This window comes from Corynebacterium kozikiae (assembly GCF_024580965.1).
In the GTDB taxonomy this organism is placed as follows: domain Bacteria; phylum Actinomycetota; class Actinomycetes; order Mycobacteriales; family Mycobacteriaceae; genus Corynebacterium; species Corynebacterium kozikiae.
The window spans coordinates 25,225-51,258 of the sequence record NZ_JANIKJ010000009.1; the positions used below are offsets into that span (position 1 = coordinate 25,225).

General features: G+C 61.8%; 26 protein-coding genes. 17 read left to right on the top strand and 9 right to left on the bottom strand.

All coding sequences use genetic code 11. From position 1 onward, the window contains the following. Positions 1-218: 218 nt before the first annotated feature. The 5 genes from NQ018_RS06980 to NQ018_RS07000 are packed head-to-tail and all read left to right on the top strand — an operon-like array spanning position 219 to position 4,872. Positions 219-1,253, top strand: a complete 1,035-nt coding sequence (locus NQ018_RS06980) for an iron-siderophore ABC transporter substrate-binding protein (RefSeq protein ID WP_257059926.1) — start codon at positions 219-221, stop codon at positions 1,251-1,253. Next, positions 1,216-2,244, top strand: coding sequence for a FecCD family ABC transporter permease (locus tag NQ018_RS06985; RefSeq protein WP_373566911.1), 1,029 nt, complete (start codon positions 1,216-1,218; stop codon positions 2,242-2,244). Before NQ018_RS06980 ends, NQ018_RS06985 begins: the two co-directional genes overlap by 38 nt. Before the next feature lie 35 nt (positions 2,245-2,279). Next, positions 2,280-3,254, top strand: a complete 975-nt coding sequence (locus NQ018_RS06990; protein ID WP_257059929.1) for a FecCD family ABC transporter permease — start codon at positions 2,280-2,282, stop codon at positions 3,252-3,254. Beyond that, entirely contained in the window at positions 3,255-4,052 is a 798-nt protein-coding gene (locus NQ018_RS06995; RefSeq protein ID WP_257059931.1) for an ABC transporter ATP-binding protein, read from the top strand. Beyond that, positions 4,030-4,872 carry a siderophore-interacting protein gene (locus NQ018_RS07000; RefSeq protein WP_257059933.1) on the top strand — a complete coding sequence of 281 codons (843 nt, stop codon included), beginning with the start codon at positions 4,030-4,032 and terminating at the stop codon, positions 4,870-4,872. The genes NQ018_RS06995 and NQ018_RS07000 overlap by 23 nt, the downstream gene beginning before the upstream one ends. A 39-nt stretch (positions 4,873-4,911) precedes the next feature. Here NQ018_RS07000 and NQ018_RS07005 read toward each other — a convergent pair whose 3' ends face one another. Beyond that, entirely contained in the window at positions 4,912-6,678 is a 1,767-nt protein-coding gene (locus NQ018_RS07005; protein WP_257059935.1) for an NAD(P)-binding domain-containing protein, read from the bottom strand. Between the two features lie 142 nt (positions 6,679-6,820). Beyond that, positions 6,821-7,891: an inositol-3-phosphate synthase gene (locus NQ018_RS07010; protein ID WP_257059945.1), complete on the bottom strand. Its 1,071-nt coding sequence runs from the start codon at positions 7,889-7,891 to the stop codon at positions 6,821-6,823. 230 nt (positions 7,892-8,121) lie between these two features. Between NQ018_RS07010 and NQ018_RS07015 the strand changes: the two genes are divergently transcribed. Then, on the top strand, positions 8,122-9,540 hold the full coding sequence (locus NQ018_RS07015) for a hypothetical protein (RefSeq protein WP_257059947.1): 1,419 nt from the start codon (positions 8,122-8,124) through the stop codon (positions 9,538-9,540). On the opposite strand, the gene NQ018_RS07020 is transcribed toward NQ018_RS07015, so the two are convergent. Next, complete coding sequence (locus tag NQ018_RS07020) at positions 9,506-10,372, bottom strand: esterase/lipase family protein (RefSeq protein WP_257054594.1); 867 nt, start codon at positions 10,370-10,372, stop codon at positions 9,506-9,508. The two genes, NQ018_RS07015 and NQ018_RS07020, sit on opposite strands and share 35 nt — an antisense overlap. Before the next feature lie 63 nt (positions 10,373-10,435). On the opposite strand from NQ018_RS07020, the gene NQ018_RS07025 reads away from it, so the two are divergent. The 4 genes from NQ018_RS07025 to NQ018_RS07040 all read left to right on the top strand — a co-directional run bounded on the left by NQ018_RS07025 (position 10,436) and on the right by NQ018_RS07040 (position 12,966). After that, on the top strand, positions 10,436-11,101 hold the full coding sequence (locus NQ018_RS07025; RefSeq protein WP_257059949.1) for a DUF1801 domain-containing protein: 666 nt from the start codon (positions 10,436-10,438) through the stop codon (positions 11,099-11,101). A gap of 85 nt (positions 11,102-11,186) precedes the next feature. Further along, positions 11,187-11,765 (top strand): nitroreductase family protein, encoded by a 579-nt coding sequence (locus NQ018_RS07030; protein WP_257038800.1) that lies wholly within the window; start codon positions 11,187-11,189, stop codon positions 11,763-11,765. A 40-nt stretch (positions 11,766-11,805) separates the two neighbouring features. Further along, entirely contained in the window at positions 11,806-12,402 is a 597-nt protein-coding gene (locus NQ018_RS07035) for an HAD family hydrolase (RefSeq protein WP_257059951.1), read from the top strand. Positions 12,403-12,411: 9 nt separating this feature from the next. Further along, complete coding sequence (locus NQ018_RS07040; protein ID WP_257038802.1) at positions 12,412-12,966, top strand: gamma carbonic anhydrase family protein; 555 nt, start codon at positions 12,412-12,414, stop codon at positions 12,964-12,966. Here NQ018_RS07040 and NQ018_RS07045 read toward each other — a convergent pair. After that, a complete protein-coding gene (locus NQ018_RS07045) occupies positions 12,963-14,018 on the bottom strand; it encodes an ROK family protein (protein ID WP_257059953.1) in 1,056 nt (351 codons plus the stop codon). The genes NQ018_RS07040 and NQ018_RS07045 overlap by 4 nt on opposite strands. Positions 14,019-14,217: 199 nt before the next feature. Here NQ018_RS07045 and NQ018_RS07050 point away from each other — a divergent pair, with 199 nt between their 5' ends. Both NQ018_RS07050 and NQ018_RS07055 read left to right on the top strand, forming a co-directional pair. Continuing rightward, positions 14,218-15,384 carry a TIGR00730 family Rossman fold protein gene (locus tag NQ018_RS07050; protein WP_257059956.1) on the top strand — a complete coding sequence of 389 codons (1,167 nt, stop codon included), beginning with the start codon at positions 14,218-14,220 and terminating at the stop codon, positions 15,382-15,384. 102 nt (positions 15,385-15,486) lie between these two features. Further along, complete coding sequence (locus NQ018_RS07055) at positions 15,487-17,154, top strand: DUF885 domain-containing protein (protein ID WP_257038805.1); 1,668 nt, start codon at positions 15,487-15,489, stop codon at positions 17,152-17,154. 18 nt (positions 17,155-17,172) lie between these two features. Here the strand turns inward: NQ018_RS07055 and NQ018_RS07060 are convergent, their stop codons facing one another. Continuing rightward, a complete protein-coding gene (locus NQ018_RS07060; RefSeq protein ID WP_257038806.1) occupies positions 17,173-17,526 on the bottom strand; it encodes a DUF1304 domain-containing protein in 354 nt (117 codons plus the stop codon). 128 nt (positions 17,527-17,654) lie between these two features. On the opposite strand from NQ018_RS07060, the gene NQ018_RS07065 reads away from it, so the two are divergent. After that, positions 17,655-18,071: a MarR family winged helix-turn-helix transcriptional regulator gene (locus NQ018_RS07065; RefSeq protein WP_257059958.1), complete on the top strand. Its 417-nt coding sequence runs from the start codon at positions 17,655-17,657 to the stop codon at positions 18,069-18,071. A gap of 8 nt (positions 18,072-18,079) precedes the next feature. Here the strand turns inward: NQ018_RS07065 and NQ018_RS07070 are convergent, their stop codons facing one another. After that, entirely contained in the window at positions 18,080-19,156 is a 1,077-nt protein-coding gene (locus tag NQ018_RS07070; protein ID WP_257059960.1) for an AbrB family transcriptional regulator, read from the bottom strand. Between the two features lie 68 nt (positions 19,157-19,224). Between NQ018_RS07070 and NQ018_RS07075 the strand changes: the two genes are divergently transcribed. Beyond that, a complete protein-coding gene (locus NQ018_RS07075; protein ID WP_257059962.1) occupies positions 19,225-20,019 on the top strand; it encodes a TSUP family transporter in 795 nt (264 codons plus the stop codon). Between the two features lie 10 nt (positions 20,020-20,029). Here the strand turns inward: NQ018_RS07075 and NQ018_RS07080 are convergent, their stop codons facing one another. Both NQ018_RS07080 and NQ018_RS07085 read right to left on the bottom strand, forming a co-directional pair. Next, positions 20,030-22,522 (bottom strand): ATP-dependent helicase C-terminal domain-containing protein, encoded by a 2,493-nt coding sequence (locus NQ018_RS07080; protein WP_257059964.1) that lies wholly within the window; start codon positions 22,520-22,522, stop codon positions 20,030-20,032. Positions 22,523-22,524: 2 nt separating this feature from the next. Continuing rightward, positions 22,525-23,223, bottom strand: a complete 699-nt coding sequence (locus NQ018_RS07085) for a sugar O-acetyltransferase (RefSeq protein ID WP_257059967.1) — start codon at positions 23,221-23,223, stop codon at positions 22,525-22,527. Here NQ018_RS07085 and NQ018_RS07090 point away from each other — a divergent pair. Both NQ018_RS07090 and NQ018_RS07095 read left to right on the top strand, forming a co-directional pair. Beyond that, positions 23,222-23,971 (top strand): alpha-ketoglutarate-dependent dioxygenase AlkB, encoded by a 750-nt coding sequence (locus tag NQ018_RS07090; protein WP_257059969.1) that lies wholly within the window; start codon positions 23,222-23,224, stop codon positions 23,969-23,971. The genes NQ018_RS07085 and NQ018_RS07090 overlap by 2 nt on opposite strands. A gap of 100 nt (positions 23,972-24,071) precedes the next feature. Further along, complete coding sequence (locus NQ018_RS07095) at positions 24,072-24,755, top strand: DNA-3-methyladenine glycosylase I (RefSeq protein WP_257059972.1); 684 nt, start codon at positions 24,072-24,074, stop codon at positions 24,753-24,755. 3 nt (positions 24,756-24,758) lie between these two features. On the opposite strand, the gene NQ018_RS07100 is transcribed toward NQ018_RS07095, so the two are convergent. Further along, a complete protein-coding gene (locus tag NQ018_RS07100; protein ID WP_257059974.1) occupies positions 24,759-25,199 on the bottom strand; it encodes an arsenate-mycothiol transferase ArsC in 441 nt (146 codons plus the stop codon). A gap of 82 nt (positions 25,200-25,281) precedes the next feature. Here NQ018_RS07100 and NQ018_RS07105 point away from each other — a divergent pair, with 82 nt between their 5' ends. Continuing rightward, complete coding sequence (locus NQ018_RS07105; RefSeq protein WP_257059976.1) at positions 25,282-26,004, top strand: SDR family oxidoreductase; 723 nt, start codon at positions 25,282-25,284, stop codon at positions 26,002-26,004. Positions 26,005-26,034 lie beyond the last annotated feature (30 nt).

Genomic DNA, 26,034 nt, shown 5'->3' on the forward strand with positions numbered 1-26,034 from the left:
TGTTCGGCCAATTAAACACCAAGGTCAAGGAATTATTCAACTCTGGTGGCGCGGATAACATAGACCAGTTTGTCTAGAAATGTTCATGAGTGGTGCAACAAGGCTGCCGCAGGGCTTATTCCCATGCGCGTGAGCTGACAACATAGCCAAAGAATTAGGGTTCCCTAACCCTTGGGGTGATAGCGTTTCCAACGATTGCAGAACTTGAAAGGACCCCAATGAAACTTCGTACCGGCGCACTGGCGGCCGCACTCGCCTTGAGCTTGGCAGCCTGCACCACCGATGCTCCCCAGGAACCTGCCGCCGCGGGAACGTCGACAAGCGATGCCTCTTTCCAGCCCGTGACCATCGAGCATGTGTACGGCGAGACCACCATTACTGAACAGCCGGAACGCATTGCAACTGTGGCTTGGGCGAACCACGAGGTGCCGCTGGCCCTTGGCGTGGTGCCGGTGGGCATGGCCAAGGTTACCTGGGGCGATGACGATTCCGACGGCGTGCTGCCCTGGGTTTCCGAAAAGCTCGAAGAGCTCGGCGCGGGCGAGGTAGCGCTGTTTGATGAGACCGACTCCATCGACTTTGAGGCCGTTGCTGCCACCGAGCCAGACGTGATTTTTGCTTCCTACTCCGGCATCACGCAGGAGGACTACGATCAGCTGAGCAAGATCGCCCCGACCATCGCCTACCCAGAGCAAGCCTGGTCCACGCCGCTGGCGGAAAACATTGAGATCATCTCTCAGGCAATGGGCAAGGAAGCGGAAGGAAAGACCCTTGTTGAGGACCTCAATGCCCAGGTTGCCAGCGCTTTTGCCGCGCACCCGGAGTTTGAAGGCACCAACGTGCTGTTCACGGCATTCGGCGGGGAGAGCGACCTTTCCAAGATCGGCTTCTACACCACCGCCGATCCACGCGCGGGCTTTCTCCAGCAGGCGGGCTTCGGCGTGCCCAAGACCGTGGCGCAGTACAGCGAAACCTCTGAATCCTTCTGGGAAGAGGTCTCCGCGGAGCAGCCAGAGCTGTTCGATGACGTGGATTTGATCGTGACCTACGGCTCCGATGACCCCGCCGAAAACGAAGCCCTGCTGAAGAAGTTGCAGGAAGACCCACTGTGGAGCAAGATCCCAGCCATCGCAGAGGGCAACGTGGCGTTCCTGGGCAATGGCCCGCTCGCAGCAAGCACCAACCCAACCCCACTTTCCATCCCGTGGGGCATCAATGACTACTTTGACCAGCTTGCAGAAGCGCTCAACTAGTCCTGGGCTGGGGGCGAAGCAGGCGGTCCTGCTCGTCGGGTTGCTGCTCATGTTGGCCGCGGCGCTGGCCTCGCTGATGTTCGGTGCGCGCTCAGTGCCGCCGGAAGCAGTGTGGCAGGCGCTCAGTGGCCACGGCGAAACCACGGACCAAGCCGCAGTGCTCACGCGCATCCCGCGCACACTTGCCGCGCTGCTGGTGGGCGCGGCACTCGCCGTATCTGGGCTCGGAATGCAGGCGGTGACGCGCAACCCGCTGGCAGAGCCCGGAATTTTCGGCGTGCTCGCCGGCGCGAGCCTGTTCGTGGTGGTGGGGATCGCATTCTTTGACCTTTCCGGCACGCTTACCACAATGCTCGTGGCGATCTGCGGCTCAACCACAGCCGCCCTGTTTGTCTACGCGGTTGGTTCCATCGGCGGCGCCACACCGTTAAAGCTCGCGCTCGCAGGTGCAGCAACCGCCGCGGCCTTGAGTTCCATGGTCAGCGCCGTATTGCTGCCCAGAGTTGAAGTGATGGATGTGTTCCGCTTTTGGCAGATTGGCAGTGTAGGCGGCACCTCATGGGAACAACTGCGCTGGGCTGCACCTGCTGTCGCCGTGGGCATGGTCCTTGCGGCGGCGACGGTGATGGGCATGAATCTCCTCGCGCTTGGCGACGACCTGGCGGCAGGGCTCGGCGCGAGCGTGAGCGCGCAGCGCGCCCTCATCGCGGCCTCTGCTGTGATCCTGGCCGGTGCTGCTACCAGTGTGGCTGGGCCCGTGGCGTTTGTGGGGCTGATCGTTCCCCACGTGTTACGTCTGCTGATGGGGATTGATCATCGCTGGCTGCTGCCCGCGTGTGCACTCTACGGGGCGGCCTTGCTCGCAACTGCCGACGTCGTAGGACGCCTCGTGGCAAGACCCGAGGAAGTAGCTGTAGGTGTGCTGCTCCCGCTGATCGGTGCTCCAGTATTTATTTGGATTGTGCGGCGTCAAAGGGTGCGTGAGCTGTGACTCTTCGGAATCTTCGATCATTGCAGGCGGCGGCTGTGCGAAGGAACGTCAGCATCGTCGGTACGCTTCTGCTCCTGCTTTTGGTGTGCTTTGCGGCTTCGTTGATGGTTGGTGAGCGCACCTACTCCCTCATGGAAGTGCTGCGGGTGCTTGCTGGTGAGCAGGTGAAATCGGCCAGCTATGCGGTGGGGGAGCTGCGGCTACCTCGCGCAATTCTTGCTGTTGTAGGCGGCAGTTGCTTTGGTATTGCGGGGCTGACGTTTCAGACGCTACTGCGTAATCAATTAGCCTCGCCGGACATCGTGGGTATTTCCTCAGGCGCCAGCGCGTTTGGCGTGGTGGCTTTGGTGACGTTTGGTGCGGGCCAGACCGCCACTTCTCTTGCGGCGCTCGCGGGGGCTCTCATCACCGCGGCGGCGATTTACCTGCTCGCCATACGCGGCACCTTCTCTGGTACGCGGCTGATCCTCATCGGCATTGGTATTTCTTCCATGCTCATGAGCGTGGTGACCTACGTGCTTTCCCAGGCCGCGGCGTGGGATTTGGCTGCGGCTTCACGCTGGCTCACCGGCTCGATCAACGGTGCCTCATGGGATCGCGTGCTGCCTCTGGTGGCCACCTGGGCGGTGGGTGTGCCGGTGTTGCTGCTCGCGCGCCGTGAGCTGGCCATGCTGCAGCTCGGGCAGGATCTAGCGGCGGGCCTTGGCGTGCACACGGGCCGAGCACGGGTGGTGTTGATCGCTGCCTCCGTGACGTTGATTGCTGCCGCAACTGCCGCGTGCGGCCCGGTGAGTTTTGTGGCTTTCATGTCTGGGCCCATTGCCATGCGTTTGGGAAGGCGGTGGCCGCTGCTCACCGCTGCCCTGGTGGGCGCGCTGATTATGCTGCTCGCAGACTTTGCTGGCCAGCATCTTTTGGGTACGCGCTACCCGGTGGGTGTGGTCACTGGCATGCTTGGCGCACCATTTTTGCTGTACTTGCTTGTCCGTGCTCAGAAAGGGGCGGCATAAATGAATCAAGGTTTGGCGGCGCACAAGGTCACCCTTGCCTATGAGCAACGCGTGATAGCCCGCGACCTCAGCGTGGCGATCCCCGAAGGGGAGATCACCTCCATTATCGGGCCCAATGGCTGCGGGAAATCCACGTTGCTGCGGGCGCTATCCGGACTGCTGGAGCCTACGGAGGGCGAGGTCACGTTCGGTGGCGTGCCTTTGAAGCGTATTCCAAGGAAGCGTTTTGCAACCCAGGTGGGCCTATTGCCGCAGACTCCAATTGCACCTGCAGGGATTACCGTTGCCGATCTTGTGGGCCGCGGGCGCTATCCGCACCAGGGGATGTTTGGGCGCTGGGCGCAAGAGGATTACGAGGCTGTGGCGCACGCCCTGGAGGTGACGCAGCTCAGTGGGCTTGCTGAGCGTGTGGTTGATGAACTTTCGGGTGGGCAGCGCCAACGCGTGTGGGTGGCCATGGCATTGGCACAGCGTGCGGGCACGTTGCTGTTGGATGAGCCCACCACCTATCTGGATGTGGCAAACCAGCTCGAGGTGTTGGATCTACTCGTTGAGCTGGAGGGCACCACGATTGCAATGGTGCTGCATGATATGAACCTGGCTGCCCGCTACAGCGGCCACATTATCGCTATGAAAAACGGTGCGATCGTTGCCCAAGGCTCGCCCGAAGAGGTGGTCACGGAGGCCATCATGGGGGAAGTGTTTGGTATTCGTTGCCGTGTTGAATCAGATCCTGTGACCGCCTCACCGGTTGTTCACCCTTATGGAAGGCATCATGTATCTCCCAATGCTCGCTGAAGTCCGCGAAGTTGAATCTCTGAGCCCACATCTTGTCCGGGTTGTGTTCGGCGGTGAAGCTTTGCAGCAGTGCACGCCCGCTGACCCAGTGTTTGACCAGCGGATTAAGTTCATTTTTGGTCTGGACCCCCGCACGGATCTGGGTGCGGACTGGTACGCCGGATGGCAGGAGCTTGGCCAAGGTGTGATGCGCACTTACACCATCCGCGAGGTGAGCTGGCGCAACGGGGAACAGCAGATTGCGGTGGATTTTGTGTTGCATCCGGGTGGGCCTGCGGCGCAGTGGGCGCAAGAGGTTGCCGTCGGTGATGAACTTTTGTTTGTGGGCCCCACTATCCCTGGTGACTGGGGCGTGGATTTTCTTCCCGGTGCGGCGCGCAATGTGGTGCTTGCCGGCGATGAAACCGCCCTCCCCGCCATCGCCTCCATCCTGAGCGGATTGGGTGAGGAGTTTAGTGGCCGTGCATTTATTGAGGTTCCTACAGCGCAAGATGTGCTTTCCGACGTGCGCCACCCGAACTTTGAGGTGCGGTGGCTGGCGCGCGAAGGGGCCGCACATGGCGAGCTGCTCACCCAGGAAATGCTGGGGGAGAGCGTGGAGGTTGGGGATGAGCCGGAAACGCTTTTGTGGGAAACGCCGACTTTTTCCACCGAGGGGGCTGAACTTGAGGACCGCGACCCGAACGCGCAGATGTATTACTGGATCGCTGGGGAGTCCAAGATGGTTACTGGCATCCGCAGGGTTTTGGTGCGTGAGCGGGAAGTGCCGAGGTCGCAGGTGTCCTTTATGGGCTACTGGCGGCAGGGGAAGGCTAGCTAGAGAAAAAGGCGATGTTTCACGTGAAACATCGCCCTTTTGCTAGCCCTGGTGGTGTACCTCAGCGAGCTTGTGCACTGGGGTGTCCAAGCCCTCATAGCGGGCCTTGAGCTGCAGCGCGAGGTAGCGAGAGTAGTGGCGGGATTGGTGCAGGTTTCCGCCATGCAGCCACAATTGCTGCACCTGCGTTGGCTTCCACATGTTGCGCAGTTCACCTTCCCATGGGCCGGGGTCCTTGGTGGTGTCCGAACCCAAGCCCCAGACCAGGCCCAAGGTGGCGGCAGTTTCAGGGTTGATGAGTTGTGCAACCCAGCCGCTCATTGAGCCGTAGCCGGTGGCCAAGATGATGGTTTCTGCGGGGATCTCGGTGCCATCCGTAAGGATCACCGAACGCTCCTTGACTTCCTGGATGCTCACGTTGGAGTAGACGGGGATGGAGCCGTCCGCCACCAGTTCTGAGGCGCCCACGTTGATGTAGTAGCCAGAGCCGCGGCGCAGGTACTTCATGAATAGGCCGGAATCGTCGTCGCCAAAGTCCAGCAAGAAGCCCGCCTGTTCCAGCTTGTCGTAAAAGGCTTTGTCGCGGACCCTGATGCGGTCAAAGACTTCTTTTTGCACCTCAGGGAGCACCTTGTAGGGGATGGAGGCAAAGAGGAGGTCGGCGGAGTCGGTGTCCAGGCCCGCCTCCACGGCGTCCTCGGAATACAGCGGCCCAAAGACTTCTTCCATGAGGGTGTCCGATTGCACGATGTGCGTGGAGGAACGCTGCACCATTACAGGTTTCGCGCCATTTGCATACAGGTCCGCAGCAATGTCATGCGCCGAGTTGTTCGCGCCGAGGATGACCACGTGCTTGCCTGCGTCGGCACTGCCCCCGGGGTGCTCACTGGAGTGGCGGATCTCGCCAGCGAAGGTGTCTTGGCCGGGGAGCGTGGGCTTGTTGGGGACGCCGCTCATGCCGGTGGCAAAGACCAGTTGGGTGGGCCGGAGCGTGAGTTCCTCGCCCGCGCGGTTGACGCGCACTTCCCAGGTGCCGTCGGTGAAGCGCGCGTTGAGGCACTCGGTCTGGGTCCAGTAGTCCAGGTCCATGATGCCTACGTAGTGCTCGAGCCAGTCGCCCATTTGGTCTTTCGGGGTGAACACGGGCCAGTGGTCGGGGAATGGCAGGTAGGGGAGGTGGTCGTACCAGACGGGGTCGTGGAGGCACAGGGAGTGGTAGCGGCCGCGCCATTGGTCGCCGGGGCGCTCGGCCTTGTCGATCACCAGAGTTGGCACGCCTTGGCGCTTGAGGCGCGCGGCGAGTGCGATGCCACCCTGGCCACCGCCGATGATCAGCACATATGGCTGCTCGGTAATGCCGAGTGTGGCGCGGCGCTTCGCACGGCGGTCTGCCCAATTTTCGCCGTCGCCTGCTTGGCCGTGGATTGCGCCGCGTGGACGATTCCTGCCGCTTGGCTCCGGGAAGTCCACAAGGTCGCGTGCAGAGGTGAGTAGGGTCCAGCACTTGCCCTCGCGCAGGCGCGCGATCGCCTTGGCGTTGAAGACCGGGGTGGTGAAGTCAAAATGGACGCGGGTGACGCCACCTGGCTCCTCCGCGGTATCCGTGATCACCGAGTGTTGGATGGGTGCATCCATGTGAGCGAGCAGCTCCGCGATTTCCTGTGTTCCCTCCGCAGTGTGCAGATTCCACGTTTGGGTGAGGAAATCCCGCCAAAAACCGCCGGGCTCAAACACTGCTTCGATCTGTTCGGCTGTTGGATCCGAGGTTTGGGTGAGTGCGTTGAAGTCCTGTAACCATTGCTCAGACATGTGGCTCCTTATGGAAACGTAGGAAGCAATTGTGATGCAGGTTACATGAAATTGTTGTGCAATGGTTTGTTTTATAAAAGTATTTTTCTGCCCCAAGAAAAATGGCGATGTTTCACGTGAAACATCGCCCAAATGCCCAGTATTACCCCTGGATAAATTCCTCCAGTGCCGCCCGTGCGGCCTCATCCCGCATTTGCTGCGGCGGTGACTTCATCAGATATGCCGAGGCCGGAAGCACTGGGCCGCCGAGCCCGCGATCGAGCGCGATCTTTGCCGCCCGGAGCGCGTCGATAATGATACCTGCGGAGTTGGGGGAGTCCCACACCTCGAGCTTGTACTCCAGGTTGAGCGGGACATCGCCGAATGCGCGCCCTTCGAGGCGGACGTAGGCCCATTTGCGGTCGTCGAGCCAGCCAACGTAGTCGGAGGGGCCAATGTGAACGTTGCGGTCCTCGATTTCCTGGTCCAAGTTGGAGGTCACGGCCTGCGTCTTGGAGATTTTCTTTGATTCAAGGCGCTCGCGCTCAAGCATGTTCTTGAAATCCATGTTGCCGCCCACATTGAGCTGCATCGTGCGGTCCACGGTGACCCCGCGGTCCTCAAAAAGCTTGGCGAGTACGCGGTGGGTGATCGTGGCGCCTACTTGGCTCTTGATGTCGTCACCAACAATCGGCACGCCCGCAGCTTCAAACTTGGCGGCCCACTCGGGGTCGGAAGCGATGAACACTGGCAGCGCGTTGACGAATGCCACACCGGCATCAATCGCGCACTGGGCGTAGAACTTGTCTGCCTCCTCAGATCCCACAGGCAGGTATGAAATCAGCACATCTACCTGGGCATCTTTGAGCGCTTGCACCACGTCCACCGGCTCGGCGGAAGACTCCTCAATGGTCTGCAGGTAGTACTTGCCCAGCCCATCCAGCGTGGGGCCTCGCTGCACGCTCACCCCGGTGGTGGGGACGTCGCAGATCTTGATGGTGTTGTTTTCTGAGGCATTGATGGCCTCGGCGAGATCGAGTCCCACCTTGGCGGCGTCTACGTCAAAGGCGGCAACAAACTCGATGTCGCCCACATGGTAGTCACCGAACTGCACATGCATGAGTCCCGGCACTAAGGTTTCCGGGCTTGCGTCTTTGTAATAGTGCACGCCTTGCACCAGTGAGCTGGCGCAGTTGCCGACGCCTGCGATTGCTACGCGAATTTTCCCAGCCATTTGCCTCATCTTTCTGGTTGATGGAACGTTCCACAGCGTAGGCGCGAATTTGGGCCGTGACCTTAGCTCTTAACAGCAAAGTGGATCGCTTCAGATTCTCTGATGTGGCAAAAGAACTGCAGGCAAAGCAGTATAAGTAGCCCTTAATGGGGGTAGGGAAGGGCGGGCGTGTCCGGGGGTCTGGGTAGTGTCCATGCTCGCAAGCCCCTCCACTAAAAAAGGACGCACATATGTTCAGCACCGCACTGCCGCGTGGCATCGCCTGCACGCTGGTTGCTGCTTTTGCCGCTGCCCTCGCCGCCTGCACCCCCTCGGGAAGCGATGAGCCACAGGACGCGCTCGAACACACCCAATTCTTTGGCCCTCAAGAAACCCCTGCTCTGATCACGTTGGCTTCCAGCATGTTGCCGAAAGAGCATAAACCCTCCGCAGTTCTGGTTGCGCAGCAAGACCAGGCGGTAGCCGCCGCGGCGCAGGCGATTGCTGAGGGGATGCCTCTGCTCGTGGATCCAACCCCGGAAGATGCGCAGGCACTTGCAGATGAACTTGGGGCAAGCCTGGAAACATACTCCGAAAACTCGGGCCAGACCACCAACCAGTCGGATCCGGATCCCGACCCGCTCACCCTCACCCCTTCCTTCCGGCAGGAACAGGACTTCGCGGTGCTCGCTACGCCGGATACCCCGCTGGAGCAGCTCGCTAGCGTCCGGGCACTGGGCCTCGATGTGGAGGTGGTGAATGACCCAAGGGAAAGCCAGCGGGTGATGGCCAATCCTCAGGCACCTGCACTGGTGCTCACCGACCAAGCACAGGGCACCATTGCGCAAGCCTTGGCGCTAGCCGGAGCAGGTGAGGTGCCTGGTGGCGGAGGCGTGGTATTCCCGGGACGGCGGATGGTGGCCCTTTATGGCCATCCTTCTGGGCCAGCGCTGGGCGTACTAGGCGAACAAGGTCCGCAAGAAGCGGTGCAAAGGGTCCAAGATCTGGTGGAACAGTACAAGGACGCGGCCCCCGAGGAACATATCGTGCCGGCTTTTGAAATCATTGCCACCGTTGCTACCGCAGGCGCCGGGCCTGATGGGGACTACTCCAATGAAACTGCCGTTGAGGACCTGCGCCCGTATGTGGACGCTATCGGTCGCGCCGGGGGCTACGCCATCTTGGATTTGCAGCCTGGCCAGGCAAGGTTCCTTGACCAAGCGAAGCGTTATGAGGAGCTGCTGGAGCTGCCGCACGTCGGCTTGGCCTTGGACCCTGAGTGGCGGATCCAGCCGCACGAAAAACCCATGCAGCGCATCGGTAGCGTGGATGCCGCAGAGGTCAATGAGGTAGCAACGTGGCTCGCGGACTTCACAAAAGAGCGCAACCTGCCTCAGAAAGTGCTGGTGGTACACCAATTCCAACTGGGCATGCTGGAGCGCCGCGAAGCCATTGACACCTCACGCCCTGAATTGGCGTGGGTGCTGCACGCGGACGGCCACGGCAATCCCGGCGACAAGCTGGGCACCTGGGACACCTTGCGCCAAGACCTTCAGCCGGGGTTCTACCTCGCGTGGAAGAACTTTATTGATGAGGACGCGCCTACCTTCAGCCCGGTGCAAACCTACAGCGAAGTCACTCCTCGTCCGTGGTTTGTGAGCTATCAATAGGAGGCAGCCCAGGATTCACTCGGTCAATTTCCTCCAGCACGAGTGCGCGCACGCGTTTGTCGCGGGGCATGTCTTCGTGGAGAACCAGGGCGCGGCGGTCGATGTCCTGGATGAACATGTTGCGCACGCCCTCGCCCTCCAAAAAGCAGGATTCCACCGGGGAAATGAGGGAGTCCGCGTGGGTGGCAATGCAGGTGTAATACACCCCGGGCAGCGTTTCTCCGTGCTCGTTGAGCTGCGCAATCACGGAAGATTCCTCCAGCATGTCCGGTCCCGCAGGCCCGAAGAATCCTTGGATCATGTTCCCCATCAATGCCTGCGCACGTTGGGTACGCAGTAACGACGCCGCCACGCCGCCGCTGGTGGTGCCGTGGTTGGGCGTGGAAAGGCAGATTAATTGATGGGTTTTGTCTCCGCCGCCGAGCAGTTGCATCCAGTAGCGCGCCAACACCCCGCCCTGAGAGTGGCCAACCAGCACCACCTTCTCCGCGCCGGTGACGGTGAGCACGGCGTGGATGTAGGCGCTAATTTGGTTGGCAGACTCCACCACGGGGGCCGTTGCGCGTAGCCCAAAATCGGGGGCAAACACGGCGTAGCCCGCGGTGCGTAGGTCTGCGCCCATTTCCATCCAGTCACCTTTGGTCACCCCAGTGCCGTGAATCAGGATCACAGGGTGGGGGTGCGCCTTCGTGGGGCGCACGCGCCAGTCGTCCTCAAAAATTCTCCTGGAAGGAATGCGAGCTGAAAGCGGCAGTTCGGCCAGCTTATTGATCACCGTGTATTCCAGCGCCTCGGCTGGAAGTGGGTCGCCTTGCGAGCGGTTTTCCTCCATTGCACCTTCCTCCCTCTCGCTTCAGGGCACCTAGTTTATAGAAAGGTCTATAGACTTTCCGCCATGAACATTGAAAACGGCACCGCCCTGGATTCGATTAAGGGCTTAGGTGCGCCAGCCCGCGGCGCGCTTGTCGCCGCGGGCTACACCTGTCTGGAGCAGCTCGACGGTGCGCAGTACGAACAGTTGTTGGCACTGCATGGCGTCGGAAAGCGTGGCCTGGAACGTTTGCACGCTGCACTGGGGGAGCGCGGAATGGGGCTCGCCGGCGAGATCCCCAAGCCGGAGCCGTTGGGGCACAAAGTCGCCCGCGGGCATACCGGCGAGGTGGCAAAAGACATCAAAACCCGCCCCACTGAGGAATCCCCGGCGGATCATGTGGCCGCGCTGCCATGGGAACGCAGAGTCCATGAGGGGGAGGTGCTGCTGGAATTGTTTGAGCGCGCCACCGGGGAACCGGCCGTGATGTGGGGCACCGGGATGGTGGGTTTTGGGGCGACGCACTATGAGTCCACGTCGGGGCGCCACGGCGACTGGTTCCTGGTGGGGTTCCGGCTGGCCAAGGCCAAGATTTCGCTCTATGGGCTGAAGGATTTTCCCGACCTGTTGGAGAAAATGGGCAAGCATTCCACTGGGGTGAGCTGCGTGTATGTGAACAAGTTGGAGGACATTTCCCTGGAGGTGCTGGAGGAGCTTGTTCGCAGGGAGGCCAGCCGCGAACTCAAATAGAAGTTGCAAGCCTCCCACCAAAAGTGTATTTGTTGTTACATCAACTATAGCCGCATGTGCTTAAACCAAGAAGAAGGGAATCGCAATGTCTTTGACTGTTGCTGAAGCAATCGCAACCCGCCGCGCAACCAGGCAGTACTCCGACCAAGAGGTCACCAACGAGGTCCTGGACCGCGTGGTAGCCCAGGCCCTGGAAGCGCCCACCGCGTTCAACGCGCAGCGCGCCGACCTGGTGGTGGTTCGTGATCAGGAGGTCAAGGATGCCCTGTTTGAGGCCTCAGGCCAGGCCCAACTGCGTGACGCACCCGTAGTTTTCGTGGCCGTCGCGCGTACCGACGTACCCACTGACCTCAAGGACATTCTTGGTGATGAGCGCGGCGAGTGGGTGGAGAACTTCTTCGCTGGCCTCGATGCGGCGAAATTGCGTGAGTCGGCTATTAAGGATGCCACCTTGGTGGCTGGCTTCCTGCTTCTCGCAGCCCAGGGTGAGGGTTTGGCTACCTCCCCGACCACTGGCTGGGATGAGGAATTGGTGCTCAAGGCAGTGGGCCTGCCAGGTGGTGAGCGCCATGCAGTGGCGTTGGTTGTTGCTGCCGGCTACCCAGGTGAGCACCCGTCGCACCCGGGCCGTGAGGCAAATCGTCGCGTAAACGACCGCTACTAAACATTCGCACCCCAGCGCCAGGGGGGACTAGACTCGCATCATGGCAGCGATACTCTTTGACCTCTATGGCGTGATTATGAAGGTGCCCTCAGACAAGGACTTAGCGCGTCTGCAGGGGGCTGCCGGGGCCACGGACTCACGCAGCTTCCTTGAGGCCTACACCCGCCTGCGCCCGGATTTTGATGCGGGCCTGATGAGCCCCCACTCTTTCTGGCACCAAATGCAGGCGGCCCTGGGCTTGGGGGAAATGGGTACTGGAGAGTTGGACTGGGCTGACCTGCACCAAATAGATATTTCCATTGCCATGACGCCCGATCAGGAAATGGCGGCCCGCGTGGGGGAGCTTATTGATGAGGGGATCAAAGTTGGTCTGCTGAGTAACATCCCAAAGGACTTCGTGGCGCCTGCGCGTGCCAAGCTTCCAGTGTTGGAGCGTTTCCATGCGGTGTGCATGTCTGCGGAAATCGGTTTGGTCAAGCCCGATCCGCGCGCCTTTGAGTACGCCGCACAAGCCTTGGGTGAGCCCCCTGAGAACATTGTGTTTTTTGACGACAGCCCGATCAACGTCGCCGCCGCCGAGCGCTTGGGGTTTGATGCGAGGTTGTTTACCTCCATCAGCCAACTCGAACCCTTCTAGGAGCCCCTCATGAACACACCAACCATCATCGCTATTAACGGCAAGACCCCGCGCATCCACGAAACGGCATTCATCGCTCCCGGTGCAACGATCATCGGCGACGTCACAATCGGCGCACACTCCTCAGTGTTTTATGGCTGCGTCCTGCGCGGCGACATCAACACCATCACCGTGGGCGAGCGCACAAACATCCAGGACAACGCGGTGCTGCATGTGGATGCCGACGCCCCCTGCACTCTAGGCAACGACGTCACCGTGGGACACCAGGCCCTAGTGCATGGGTCCACAGTGGGCGATGGCACCCTGGTGGGCATGCAGTCTGCGCTGCTGTCACGTTCTACGGTGGGCGCTGGCAGTCTCATCGCCGCGGGTGCCGTGGTGCTGGAGGGGCAGGAGATCCCCGCGAAGTCTCTGGCCGCAGGTGTGCCGGCAAAGGTACGCCGAGAGCTTTCCGACGAACAATCGGCCGCGTTCATCCCGCACGCCGGGCGCTATGTGCAGACCGCACAGGCACACAAGGACACTGCGGAGCAGGTCAGCCTGGAGTCCGTGCGTTTCAGTTAGCGCCCGAACCCAGGCTGGGGGCGGCGTTTTGCTCCCGTTCCTAGCCCGGAAACCGCGCCTGCTGCCGGAGCGGAAGACGCGCTGGCCAGGCGCTTTGCCAGGCCGAGGGGATCATCGATGAGGCGATCCAACGCCACGGCCCTCGCGGCGGCACGCGCGTTGTCCAGGTGGGTGGGGATCACGCGGATTTCGGCGTCGCCGGCCACTTGGCGCAGTGCCCGACCCACCGCACGGGCAGTGGTGGGAACCTCAAAAGCGCTGCCAGCAAGCACGATCTCGGCGGGATTTACCTTGGCGGCCAGGTTGGTTGCGGAATCCTCCAGGCTGCGCAGGTGGCGCACCGGGAGCAGTTGCACGCCCTCGGGGGAGGCCACGGCGGCACCGATGGAGTCGTCGGCGTAGAACACCAGCACTCGAGCGGGGCGCGCCGGGGATTGAGCCTGCTGTTCCGCACCAGCGATTGCGGTGATCACGCTGGTCACGGTGATGGGAACGTGGATGCGGCGGCGCAGCCTGCTCACTACATCGGTGTTTTCCCAGCCAAGGTTGGGCGCGGTGACCATACCCGTATCCGTGACTACGCCGGAGGTGGTCATGCCAAAGTTGGCAATGGGCAGCTCGCTGAACTTAGCCAAGTTGTTGGTGTGGGTGGCCACGATTTCAATGAATTCATCCACGGTGATGGCAGACGGGGTGACGTCGATCATCTGCTCGCGCAGCACTGCGCCGCGCGAATTTACCGCGCCGATGTAGGTGGCCTTGGTGCCTACGGCCACGCCGATTTGGATCCAAGGGGAGGTGGCCAACTCAAGGGGGATCGTGGGGCGCCCAGGACCGGTGGGGGTGGAGAGGTCTGGGCGTTCGCGGACCAGGTCAGCACCGATGAGCGCGGAGACGGCCCTGGTCACGGTGGGTTGGGAGCGTCCGGTGCCCTCGATGAGGGTGGAGCGCATGACGGGTTGGAAATGTCGGATGAGGTGCAAACATGCTGCCGCGGGTGAGGAGGGTCTGGTAAATGACGGGGCGGTGCGTAAGCGTGCCGAGCTTTCCATGCGCAACACCATACACACAGATAGACCGCATTGTCTAATAAAAATAATAACCGCGGCATATATTATATATTTCTATAGACAGAACGGTACGGAATTATTTCATCCGCACACTCCAATAGTTCCCAGAACACAACACCAAAACCCCAAGGCCCCAACCAACTCTGAGCAACCACCAAAGCTGTATAGGATCACACACATCATGAACAACCAGCACACCGCGGCTCCTAGCCACTCGCATTTCCCAGCCCGCACCCCATTTCCGGTGGAGGGCCTTCAATACCGCCTCATGCGCGCCGATGACCTGCCGCTGCGCGCACATGCCATGCTCACCAACACGAACCGCTTTGCCCAGGTGCTCAGCCCGGAAGGGTTGGAAACGCCGCCATACAACGCCTACATGCACTTCGATCCGACCCGCGGCGACGTTGGCTTGGTCCTAGAAACACCCCAGGGCCAGCCAGTGGGCGTTGCGTGGGTGGTGTTTGCCCAGGCTCTCGGCTTTGTGGCGCCGCAAGCCCCAGAACTGGTGATGAACGTGGATGCACAGTGGCAGGGCAAGGGCATTGGCGGCTGGCTCATCGAGGAGCTCGCCGGCTATGGCTCGCGCCACGGTTGGAGCGGCATTTCGTTGCTGGTGGAAGACGCCAACCCGGCCCGCAGGCTTTACGCTCGCCACGGGTTCGTGACCCAACCGCGCCCGCCGGTGGAAGTGGGTGCCAGCCAGGGCACGGTGATGGTGCGCGGCCTCAGCCCAACCATCAGCTCGGTCGCGGTGTATTGCGGCTCCACCTTTGGTGATCGCCGCGCGTTTTCCGACGCAGCCAGGGCCCTCGGTGAGCAGCTCGCCGCGCGCGGAATCCGGCTTGTCTACGGCGGTGGCAGCGTCGGTTTGATGGGGGAGCTTGCCTCAGCTTGCCTTGCGGCGGGTGGGGAAGTGGTGGGCGTGATCCCGCGTTCCCTCGTGGACTTGGAGTTGGCGCAGCCGGGGCTGAGCGAGCTGATTGTGACCGAAGGCATGGCACAGCGCAAGGCCAAAATGGAGGAGCTCGCGGATGCGTTCATCGCGCTGCCCGGCGGAATGGGCACCTTAGAGGAGCTGTTTGAGGTGCTGGTGCGCCAGCAACTTGGTCCTTACACCGGCCCGGTGGCACTGCTGAACACGGATAAATACTGGACTCCCTTGGTGCGCACCCTGGAACACATGAGTGAGGAGGGCTTCATTGATCAGCGGTATTTGGACTCGATCATCGTGAGTGAGGATATCGACTCGCTGTTTGCCTCCTTTGATCGGTGGACCTACCCAGGGTTGAAATGGCATTCAGTTGCAGCATCCCAAGGTGCGGGGCTTAAAGAAAATCCCAGGTAGTGCCGCTTGAGGTTACTCGCCGCGCCGCCGAAGCTCAGCAGAGAATCCCAGGAGAGGGGCAAAGGTGGTGGTGGTGCGTGCAAGTGGCTAGACTAGCGGGCTATGACTTCAGTCAATCCTGAATCTCGTACCCCCTCTTTGCTCGACGCATCCTGTGAGGACTACGTGTATGACCTCGCGCGGATCTCGCCCACCAACGCAACTGCGTGGGGCATCGAGGGCTTTGAAGGCGAACTCCAAGACTTTTCCCCCGCATACTGGGAGGAATTGATGGACCGCCACCGCGAGCTGCTTGCCGACGTAGACGCCTTTGACGATGGCACCGATGACAACGATGACGAAGAGGACTTCGACGACGTAGACATCGTCACCGCAGAGGTGCTCCGCGACCGCCTCTGCCTGGACCTCGCACTGCACCACCACGATGAGTTCACGGGCCAGCTCAACAACCTGGCCTCCCCGGTTCAGGAAATCCGCGATACGTTCCTGCTGATGCCGCAGGACACCGCTGAGCAACGCGATGCCATCGCATCACGCCTTTCTCAGGTGGGCGCCGCACTCGCGGGATATCGAGAGTCTTTGGCCTTGGCCGCGTCGCACGGCCGCGTAGCCCCCATTCGCCAGGTAGACGCGGTCTCGCGTCAATGTGAGGAGCTTGCTCAGTCTGACTCACTCCTAGAAAACCTGGGTGTGGACCCGGAGTCCGCACCTGTCCAGGAGGCAAAGGCCGCGTTCGGTGCGATGTCAGAGTGGCTGACGGACCAGCTCGCGCCGCACGCTCCCGACGCAGACGCCGTGGGCCGCGAACGCTACCAGCGCTTTAGCCACCTCTTTGTGGGTGACATCGTTGATCTTGACGACGCCTACGCCTGGGGCCTCGAGCAACTCCAGGAGATCGTTGCGCAGCAGCAAGTGATCGCTTCGAAGCTGTACGGCGAGGGCACCAACGTGCGTGACGCTATGCGCAAGCTCAATAATGAGGAGCGCTACACCATCAAGGGTGTGGACGCGCTGCGCGAGTGGATGCAGACCAAGGCCGATGAGGCGATCGCAGACCTCAACGGCACGCACTTTGACATCCCCACCCCGGTACAAACCATCGAAGCCAAGATTGACCCAGCCGGCAGCGGCGGGATCTTTTATACCCCACCATCTGATGATTTCAGCCGCCCAGGGCGCATGTGGTGGTCTGTTCCTGCAGGCCAGGAGACTTTCCACACCTGGCAAGAACTCACCACCGTGTACCACGAGTCCGTTCCGGGGCACCATCTACAGTGCGGCCAGGCCACCTGTGAGCGCGGCAACCTGAATCTGTGGCGCCGCTCGGTGTGTTGGAACTCCGGGCACGGCGAGGGTTGGGCGTTGTATGCCGAACAGCTCATGGATGAGCTGGGCTACCACGAGGACCTGGGCACTCGTATGGGAATGCTGGACGCGCAGCGTCTGCGCGCGGCCCGCGTGGTGCTGGACATCGGTGTTCACCTGGGCAAGACGGTTCCCGAGGGAACCGGTGTGTGGGACGCTGGATACGCGCGCCACTTCCTGCGGGAAAACTCTGCGATGGATGACGCCAATCTTTCCTTCGAGCTCACCCGCTACCTCGGGTGGCCTGGCCAGGCGCCTTCCTACGCGCTGGGGCAGCGCCTGTGGCAGAACCTGCGCGCAGAAGCTGCCGAGCGCGGCATGAGCACCAAGCAGTTCCATTCAAAGGCGCTGGCGTTGGGTTCCATTCCTATGTCAATCCTGCGCGAGCAGGTGCTTGAGGGCTAGCAAAGCGCCAACTGAGGCTTAGCTCAAGGCAAGCAGCAGCACGCTGAGCAGGGGGAATACTCCCTGCTTGGCTGCCGCGCCGCGCTTGTCGGGGGAGGTGAGTGCAAGCACCAGCGCTGCCGCGAGCATGGAGCCGGTGCCCGCGTAGATCAACGCATGGTTGTGTAACGCGATGCCCACAGCGGCGATGATCGCCAAAAACAAGTTGTAAAAACCCTGGTTGAATGCCATTTCCTTGGTGTTTGCGGCTTCTTGTTCAGTTGTGCCGAACACCTTGCGGGCGCGGGTGGTCCAGGCAAAAGATTCCAGGTAGAAGATGAATACGTGAAGCGCTGCTGCCGCGGCTGCTGCCAGGTAGGCGGCTGTGAGCATGATGGAGGTCCCTTCGGTCGGGCGGTGATGGAAAGCAGTGAGCGAACAGCAGTGCGGCACGCTCATGCTGGAAGCAAGCCTGTGCCACCACTTGAGTCATTTACATTGTGTGCAATATAATTACGCGCATGTCTGAGCGTTTGCAACTTCAACACCACCTCTGCTTCAAGCTTTATACGGGCTCGCGGCTGATGCAACGCATCTACCGGCCGTATTTTGAGCAGTGGGGCATCACCTACCCCCAGTACCTCGTGCTGGTGTGCCTCTGGCAGCGCGACGGCCTCAGCGTCGGCGAGCTTGCCGACCCCTTAGACCTGGACTCCGGCACCCTCTCGCCGCTGCTCAAGCGCATGGAGGAGCGCGGCTTTGTGCGCAAAGAGCACGTGGATAGCGACTTCCGCAAGGTCCACGTTTTCCTCACAGACAAGGGTGCTGAGCTGCGCCCCAAGGCCCTGGTGATGCAGGAAACCCTCAAGCATGAGCTGGGGCTCGCCGCCGATGATCTGGAATCACTCGAGCGCATCATGGCAAAGCTCACCAGCTAGCCCACCAGCTAGCCCCGTATCCGCTGTAGGAACTTGGGCAGCAGTCCTGCGGTGAGCAGGATGCACACCAGGCGCACTATTTGGATGGCCACCACTGAGGGCCCCGCGTTGCCCTCAGAAGCAAGTGCCAGCACGGTTTCCAATGCGCCTGGGGTGGTGGCAAGATAGGCCTCGAAGTAGGAAATCCCAAGCCAAGCCGTAAGAGGCCAGGCACTGAGTGCGCAGCCGCCGATCAGTACCACGATGAAGGTGACGGTCGCAGGAAGTTGCGCCGCAAAACGCCGAAGCGCGGGCACACTCAGGGCACCGCCGCACATCCAGCCGATGCACAAAAAGGCGAACACCTGCATGCCCGTGGGTGGAATGAGTACCTGTGGGTCGGGCAGCAGCAGGCCCACGCCTACCGTGGCAAGCATCGGCCCAAACACCTGCGCAACGGGAATCCGCAAGAAGGTGGCAACATGTGGCGCGATGAGTACGATCGCCACCAGAAGCACCACCGCCCACCAGTGAATCTCCGTCGGTGCGAGGCTCGGGTGCTCACCCATGCCGGGCGGGGCAAAAAGGTGTGTGAGCAGCGGCAAACTCACACTCACCGCGAGTAGGCGCAGGTATTGACTCAGCGCGACGTAGGAATAATCCGCACCCAAATCTTTTGCCAGCGCAGGCATCATTGAGGCCCCGCCGGCAAGCAGCGAAAGGACGCCCGTCTCCGTGGAAATCTCCCGCCTGGTCCGCGCCAGGGCCAGACCGCCCGCCAGGCAAATCGCCAGTGTCCACACGCTCACTGCCAGCCCCGGCAGTAGAAAGTGGCTCAGCGTTCTCACGTCCGAGTTCAGTAGCGGCAGCGCGGCAATGACACCAATCAGACCGCGGCCCAGGTTGAACACATGACGGTTCACCTCCAGCTCGCGGCCACTGGAAAGCGCCACCGCACCCGAAGCCAAAATCGCCCCCACAATCCACGCCGCTGGCACCCCAAGCAGGCTCAAGCCCCAGCCCAGGAGTACCGACGCCGGCAGCACCACAGCCCACCTCCGCCACTGCGGGGTGTCAGGTACAGCGGGAGCGGGAATCGTGGGCACGAGGGCTTCTCCTTGGACGTGATGCTGACGGGGCGAGATGCCGATATGCCTACGGTACGCTAGCACGCATGGCTGAGTTGTTCAGTGAGTTGTTCGGCGTAGACATTGCGGGTACAGGCTGGGCCCTGCTGGTTGGGGCGGCGATGCTTGCTGGCTGGGTGGATGCCGTAATCGGCGGCGGCGGCCTCATCCTGATCCCTGTGCTCATGGCCGTGGCTCCCGGGCTGAGTCCGGCGAGCGTGCTCGCCACCAACAAACTCGCCGCGGTTTCCGGGACGGCGTCTGCGGCGTGGGCGCTCATCCGCAAAATTGGGGTGGATGTGAGCCTCGCCGTGCGCTTCGTGCCTGTTGCCGCGCTGTGTTCTGGAGTGGGTGCGGTGCTGGCGGCGTCGTTAAGTAAAGATGTGATGCGCCCGGCGGTGATTGTGCTGCTGCTCGCCGCTGGTACGTTTGTGGCGCTGCGGCCGCAGTTCGGGCAGCAAGCCAGTCCGGGGGCGCCGCGCAGGAAGCTGTTGGCACTGCTGGCAGTGGCGCTCATCGCGTTCTATGACGGCATCTTTGGCCCAGGTACCGGCATGTTTTTGATCATGGCGTTCACCGCGTTGCTCAGCGAGGACCTGCTGCGGGCCTCGGCGCTGACGAAGGTGGTGAACACCTCCACGAACCTTGGTGCGCTCGCGATGTTCATCGCCGGTGGGCATGTGCTGTGGCTGCTTGGAATCGTGTTGGCGCTGGCCAACGTTGCCGGGGCGCAGTTGGGAGCGCGCACGGTGCTCGCTGGCGGCACTAAGTTCCTGCGCTTTGCTCTGCTCACACTGGTGGTGGTGATGAGCATCTACCTCAGCATTCAGCAATTCGCCTAAGAAAATCTGCTTAAGCGCGGCGGGTGTTTGTGCGCGCCGTGGCCTGCGCGGTGGTGGGGTCCTCCGGCCACGGGTGCTTAGGGTAGCGCCCGCGCATTTCCGCCCGCACCGCCTGGTAGCCGCTGGCCCAAAAACTGGCGAGGTCCGCGGTCACCGCAAGCGGGCGCCCAGCGGGGGAGAGCAGGTGAAACAGCACCGGCACACCAACAATTTCCGGCGAGGCAGCAAGCCCGAAGCACTCCTGCAGCTTCACTGCGAGGGTGGGTTGTTCCCCGGAATAATCGACGCGCACAGCGCGCCCACTGGGCACTGTGATGCTTGGCGGGGCGAGGTTGTCCAGGCGTGCGGCCTCCGGCCACGGTAGCAGGCGCTGCACCGCTGGCAACAATGCGATCCCTGCGGCCTTCTCACCCCGCGCAACCTGGCGAAACTCCGGCTCCAGCCAGTCCAATTGTTGTGCAAGTTTCCTAGGGCTGGTGTTCGGCCAGGGTTCACCCACATGCTTATTCAGAAACGCCAGGCGTTCCAAAAGGTGGCGGGCCTCGGGTTCCGGGGTGAGCAGGGGAGTGTTGGGGTTGTTGCGCTGGTGTTCCATGAGTGCCCGAGTGAGCTCGTCCTCAGAAAGCCCCAGGTCTGTGGCAGAAACTGAAGTTGGGGTTCGGGAGAGCTCAATGTTCCCAGCCTTCTTTACGCGCACTGCACGCATCCTGCCTTCCTCCACCCACGCCTCATGGGTTTCATGCACCCCTATGAGTTCCAGCGCCTCGGACTCACTGATGGGCGCGCCGTTGATTGCGCGGATGGTGTGTGCCGAGCCCCCTCCGCCGCCGGTAGTGTTGCCACTGTTCCGCGCTGCGCCGACTGCGTACCATGGTTCACCGTGGGAAAAAGGCACCTCAATCCTCGTGCCCGAAGCACTGAGGTAGATGTGCTGCTTGGCATCTTTGGAAACATTGCGCGCAATAAAATCTGGGTAGGCGCTGCCTACCACTACGCCCGCGGAAACCGGGCCGAGGTCATTTACCAATGCTGCGAGCCTGCGGGCTTGCTTGCTCAGGTCTGCGCGGTTGGAATAGGCAGCTTGGCCCTGAGTGCCTGGCGCGCCGGGAGATCCAACGCCGGGAGATCCAGAGCGTGCACCAGTGAGGGTTCCGGGCACCTCCTCACTGAGCGCGGTAACCGTCCATGCGGCCTGCGATCCGCAGCGGAGTAACGCCGCACCCAGGCGCGGATCCACCGGCAACGTCACGAGCTCACGGCCAAATGCGGTAGCCTCACCCGAATCAGTGCAGGCCCCGAGGGCGGCCAAGGTGGTGTATGCCTGGTGCAAGGCCGCTGTGCTTGGCGGTGAGAGCAGCGGGAAGCCCTTGGCCCAGGGCGTGCCCCAGCAACTTAGTGCCAACGCCGCAAAAGTGAGGTCCGCGGAGGCGATCTCCGGGGTGATGTCCGGCTGAAAGTGCTGGTATTCCTCCTCACGGTAACAACGCACCACCTTGCCTGGGCCTTCACGTCCCGCGCGTCCGGCGCGCTGATCAGCGGCGGCTTTGCTGGCAGATACCGTGACCAAACCTTGCACACCGCGGGCGACATCCCGTTTGGGGGTGCGTGCCAAACCTGCATCCACCACCACGCGCACTCCAGGGACGGTAAGCGAGCTTTCCGCAATCGCCGTGGCCACCACAATCCGGGAACCACCCTGAAACGCCTCGTCTTGAATGGAGCTTTCCAACCTGCCGTGCAACGGCCGGGCGTCTGCGCCAATGAGTTGGCACAGCACCTCCACATCGCGCACACCAGGCACAAACACCAACACCGCCTGGCCATCCGGTAGAGCCGCGAGTTCACGCTTGGCAATACGGGCAAGGCCTGCCGCGTAATCCCGGGTGAGCGGGAAGCGGCCAGCCAGCGGCTCATAATGAATGCTCAGTGGGTGCAAGGCGGCCTCGGTGCGCACCACCGGAGCCGGAATTTGGTCTGGGGAATCACCACCGCCACCAAGCAGCTCCGCGAAACGTACAGTGTCCACCGTTGCACTCATAGCAACCAAAAGCAGCTCGGGGCGCAGTTCGCGCAGTTCGATGAGCATGCCCAGCAGGAGGTCGGTATCCACTTGGCGTTCGTGCACCTCATCAACAATTACCGCATCCACGCCGGCGAGCTCGGGGTCCGTGAGCAACCTACGCAGCAGCACCCCTGGGGTGACAAACTCCACCTGATTGCCTGGGGTATGCTCGCCGCGGATACTCACACCCACAGCCTCAGGGGCACCGCTGAGTTGCCGAAGCCGCCTGGCGGCGGCGCGCACCGCAACTCGCCTAGGCGCAACCACCACAGTGGTGCCCCGTACCTGGTTGGCAACTACCGCCGGTGCCAAGGTGGTTTTGCCCGTGCCCGGTGGGGCCTCAATCACCAGGCAGCCGCGTTCCTGCAAGGCGGCAGCCCACGCATCGGCCTGCGCCAAAACTGGCAGGCCGTGGCCTATGCGCTCAACATCAAAGCGCACGGTTAGCCCTGCTGCGGGTGCAGCGGAACATCGCCAAGCTGTGCCAGTTCCTCTTGTGCGCGCTGTTCATCGAGCGCACGCACAACCTTTGCGGGAACCCCCAGGGCAAGGGTGCGCGGAGGGATGTCCTTGCTTACCACCGCGCCTGAGCCCACCACGGCGCCTTCACCGATAGTCACGCCGGGCAACACCGTTACCCCAGCACCGAGCCACACGTCCTGCTCAATGGTGATCGGCTTGGCAATCTCCCACCATGCAGCGCGCATCTCCACCGAATCCACGGGGTGGCCCACCGTGATGAGCTGGCAGTTTGGCCCGATCAGCACCCGTTCACCAATGCGCACCTCAGCCGTATCCAAAATGGTGGCACCAAAGTTCAGGAACGAACCCTGCCCAATCGTGGTGTTGATCCCGTATTCCACCATGAATGGCTGCTGCACCACGCACTCGCCAGATGCGGGGTTCAAAATCTCCTTGAGCAGGGCAGTTCGAGCCTCCCGCTCACTCGGTGCAAGCTGATTGTAGGCATGCACTTTGTCCAAATTGGTGCTGATCTGCTGAGAAATTTCCTCAGTCATCGGGATGTGCCACTTGCCAGCGCGCTGGTCGGCCAGGGTTGCATGTTCCGCGGCCGTGCTGCGCGGTTCGGTGTGGGCGCTGGGCTCGTCGGAAATGCGGGAAGTGTGCTCTGCTTGGCTCATGCCGCCCGATTATACTGGCGGACCTATGGCCGCCCTGTTCCCCGCATCCGAGATCCTCCCCGAGCGCGAAAGTCAGCGGATCGCGCCGGGAATTGTGCTGCTTGCACACAGGATTGGGCTCCGCGAGCAGGCGGAGTTGCTTACTGGTGCACGTGAGCAGGCACGGCGCCTGGCGGGTACACCGCTGCGGATGCATCAGCCGCGGTGGGCGGGCGGCACGATGAGCGCGTTCATGATGAGTGTGGGCATGCACTGGGACCCGCGCACTCGTGGATACGTCCGCGAACTCGAAGGCCAAGCGGTTCCGCCCCTGCCGGAGGTGTTGCGTGGTCTGGCGGTGACGTCGGTACGCGAAGCCGCGGAGCTCTGCCAGGAGCTGCAGCCGTGGGCGGGCGAAGGCGCGTTTGTGCCGCAAACAGCCCTGATCAATTACTACAGCGACACCGCCGGCATGGGCATGCACCAAGACCTCTTTGAGGCCTCAAAAGCGCCGGTGGTGAGCATTTCCCTGGGCAACGCCACCAGGTTTCGCGTGGGCAACACTGAACACCGCGGCAAACCTTGGCAAGACATCGTGCTGTGCAGCGGCGACGTCCTCATCTTCGGCGGCCCCGCCCGTGACATCTTCCACGGCGTCATGGAAATCCTCCCCGACACCAGCCCCGAGGGCCTTGACCTGCGCGAAGGGCGCATCAACATCACAGTGCGGCAGGTGGAACTGCGCCCGGAAATGCAGGGGCAGCGCTGAGTAAGAGGAGCAGCTGCCGACGCCCCCAAGCCCCGCACCTATCACCGCAGCTCGGGGAGGCCAGGGAACCATGCGGAGAGAATTGGAGTCTAAAGAAGGTATGAACTCACAACAGATTGCACAACACCAAGAAACCGCACAGGCGCCGGTGCAGGCTGCGGCTGACACCACTGGGTTAATCATTGGGCCTGATGGCCGCGCGCGCCCCAAGTGGGCGGCGGAAGATGAGCTGCTCAGGCAGTATTATGACCACGAGTGGGGCGCGGAAATCCGAGACGAACACGGCCTGTTTGAACGCCTCTGCTTGGAGGGTTTTCAAGCCGGGCTGAGCTGGAAAATCGTGCTGACCCGCCGTGAAGCGCTGCGGGAAGCCTTTGCGGGATTCTCCCCAGACACCCTGGCGCAGTGGGGTGAGCCAGAGGTGCAAAGCCTTATGGAAAACCCAAAAATCCTGCGCAACCGCCGCAAGATCGAGGCCGTGCTCAGCAATGCCCGCGCCACGGTGGCGCTGCGAGAACACGGTGGGGAGCACGGCGGGGAACGCGGAGGGGAACGCGGTGGCTTAGCCGAGCTGCTGTGGAGCTTCGCCCCGGAGCAGCACAGCCGCCCGGCGCATGTGGAACAAACCCCGAGCACCTCGGAGGAATCCCACGCCATGGCCAAGCAGCTCAAGAAGTTGGGCTTTCGCTTTGTGGGACCCACCACCTGCTATGCCCTCATGCAGGCGGTGGGTATGGTCGATGATCGCCCGCTTGGCGCCGCCGGGCTGGTGTCTGAGTCTTAAGAGCTAGCTGTGGTGCAGTTCGCGAAGCAGCGCCTTGACCCGCTCGTGCAGGTCGGCGGTGAGCAGCTCCATGCGCTCAGAGCCTTCGATGCCGCGGAGGGAGGGCTCGTCGGGAAGCCACCGTTCGATAGTGGCACGCATGCCTTCCACCGGCTCAAGCTGTGCCTCGGGGCCAATGAGGATCACTCGGTCGGCGTTCAGGAGTAGCCCAGGATCAATGGCCTTGGGGCGCTCGCCTGCGAACGTGGCGCCGAGCTTCTCCACGGCGTTTCGGGAGTCCTCGTTGAGCGCTTTACCTGGGGTGGTGCCGGCGGAGTAAATCTCCGTGTGTGGGCCACCCGCTGCTTCCAGCTTGGCTACTTCCATCCGGGCGAGTGATGCGGCCATTTGGCTTTTACCTGCGTTCTTCACGCACACGAATAGCACCGAAGGTGTGTGATTCATGGACTCATCCTAAGCCGCGCCCTAGGATCTTGCAGGTACACACTTACATCCAGCGGCAAGAAACCAGTGGAGGCTTAAGCACATGAGTGAGCAGAAAATTGCGGTGGTCACAGGAGGTTCCTCGGGGATCGGTGAGGCAAGCGCCCGGGCACTGGCACAGGACGGCTGGAAGGTTGTGGTTGCGGCAAGGCGGATGGATCGCCTTGAGGTGATCGCAAAGGAAATCGGCGGCCTCGCCGTGGAGCTCGACGTTACCGACGACACCTCGGTGGCCACTTTCGCCCAGACCATCGAACGCGAACTCGGGCACTGCCACCTCCTGGTGAACAACGCCGGCGGCGCCCACGGCCTGGACCCAATTGAACAGTCAAACGTGGAGGACTGGCAGTGGATGTATGACACCAACGTGCTGGGCACCCTGCGCGTCACCAAAGCGCTGCTGGACATGCTGGTGCGCGATCAGGGGCAGATCATCAACATGAGTTCCGTCGCCGGCTTCAACGCCTACGCGGGAGGCGCGGGCTACAACGCTGCAAAGTTCGGCGTGACTGCGATCAACAAGGTGATGCGCATCGAGTTCCAAGACCGCCCCGTGCGCATCACGGAAATCAACCCAGGCCGCGTACAAACCGACTTCTCCCTCATCAGGTTCCGCGGGGATGAAGCTGCTGCGAACGCCGTCTATGAGGGCAAACTCAACCTCACTGCACAGGACATCGCAGAGAGCGTGCGCTGGGTAGCCAGCCTGCCAGAGCACATGAACGTTGACCGCATTGTGATCACCCCGCGCGACCAAGTGATTTAGCGCGCCGTGCTCAACTCGATTTGAGGGAGC

Excerpts from the sequence above, each read along its gene's own strand:
- NQ018_RS07000 (WP_257059933.1), top strand. The coding sequence starts at position 4,030 with ATGTATCTCCCAATGCTCGCTGAAGTCCGCGAAGTTGAATCTCTGAGC.
- NQ018_RS07030 (WP_257038800.1), top strand. The coding sequence starts at position 11,187 with ATGTCTTTGACTGTTGCTGAAGCAATCGCAACCCGCCGCGCAACCAGG.
- NQ018_RS07040 (WP_257038802.1), top strand. The coding sequence starts at position 12,412 with ATGAACACACCAACCATCATCGCTATTAACGGCAAGACCCCGCGCATC.
- NQ018_RS06995 (WP_257059931.1), top strand. The coding sequence starts at position 3,255 with ATGAATCAAGGTTTGGCGGCGCACAAGGTCACCCTTGCCTATGAGCAA.
- NQ018_RS06980 (WP_257059926.1), top strand. The coding sequence starts at position 219 with ATGAAACTTCGTACCGGCGCACTGGCGGCCGCACTCGCCTTGAGCTTG.
- NQ018_RS07020 (WP_257054594.1), bottom strand. The coding sequence starts at position 10,372 with ATGGAGGAAAACCGCTCGCAAGGCGACCCACTTCCAGCCGAGGCGCTG.
- NQ018_RS07015 (WP_257059947.1), top strand. The coding sequence starts at position 8,122 with ATGTTCAGCACCGCACTGCCGCGTGGCATCGCCTGCACGCTGGTTGCT.
- NQ018_RS07025 (WP_257059949.1), top strand. The coding sequence starts at position 10,436 with ATGAACATTGAAAACGGCACCGCCCTGGATTCGATTAAGGGCTTAGGT.
- NQ018_RS07055 (WP_257038805.1), top strand. The coding sequence starts at position 15,487 with ATGACTTCAGTCAATCCTGAATCTCGTACCCCCTCTTTGCTCGACGCA.
- NQ018_RS06985 (WP_373566911.1), top strand. The coding sequence starts at position 1,216 with ATGACTACTTTGACCAGCTTGCAGAAGCGCTCAACTAGTCCTGGGCTG.
- NQ018_RS07060 (WP_257038806.1), bottom strand. The coding sequence starts at position 17,526 with ATGCTCACAGCCGCCTACCTGGCAGCAGCCGCGGCAGCAGCGCTTCAC.
- NQ018_RS07010 (WP_257059945.1), bottom strand. The coding sequence starts at position 7,891 with ATGGCTGGGAAAATTCGCGTAGCAATCGCAGGCGTCGGCAACTGCGCC.
- NQ018_RS07085 (WP_257059967.1), bottom strand. The coding sequence starts at position 23,223 with ATGAGCCAAGCAGAGCACACTTCCCGCATTTCCGACGAGCCCAGCGCC.
- NQ018_RS07075 (WP_257059962.1), top strand. The coding sequence starts at position 19,225 with ATGGCTGAGTTGTTCAGTGAGTTGTTCGGCGTAGACATTGCGGGTACA.
- NQ018_RS07100 (WP_257059974.1), bottom strand. The coding sequence starts at position 25,199 with ATGAATCACACACCTTCGGTGCTATTCGTGTGCGTGAAGAACGCAGGT.
- NQ018_RS07065 (WP_257059958.1), top strand. The coding sequence starts at position 17,655 with ATGTCTGAGCGTTTGCAACTTCAACACCACCTCTGCTTCAAGCTTTAT.
- NQ018_RS07050 (WP_257059956.1), top strand. The coding sequence starts at position 14,218 with ATGAACAACCAGCACACCGCGGCTCCTAGCCACTCGCATTTCCCAGCC.
- NQ018_RS07105 (WP_257059976.1), top strand. The coding sequence starts at position 25,282 with ATGAGTGAGCAGAAAATTGCGGTGGTCACAGGAGGTTCCTCGGGGATC.
- NQ018_RS07095 (WP_257059972.1), top strand. The coding sequence starts at position 24,072 with ATGAACTCACAACAGATTGCACAACACCAAGAAACCGCACAGGCGCCG.
- NQ018_RS07045 (WP_257059953.1), bottom strand. The coding sequence starts at position 14,018 with ATGGAAAGCTCGGCACGCTTACGCACCGCCCCGTCATTTACCAGACCC.
- NQ018_RS07005 (WP_257059935.1), bottom strand. The coding sequence starts at position 6,678 with ATGTCTGAGCAATGGTTACAGGACTTCAACGCACTCACCCAAACCTCG.
- NQ018_RS07090 (WP_257059969.1), top strand. The coding sequence starts at position 23,222 with ATGCCGCCCGATTATACTGGCGGACCTATGGCCGCCCTGTTCCCCGCA.
- NQ018_RS07035 (WP_257059951.1), top strand. The coding sequence starts at position 11,806 with ATGGCAGCGATACTCTTTGACCTCTATGGCGTGATTATGAAGGTGCCC.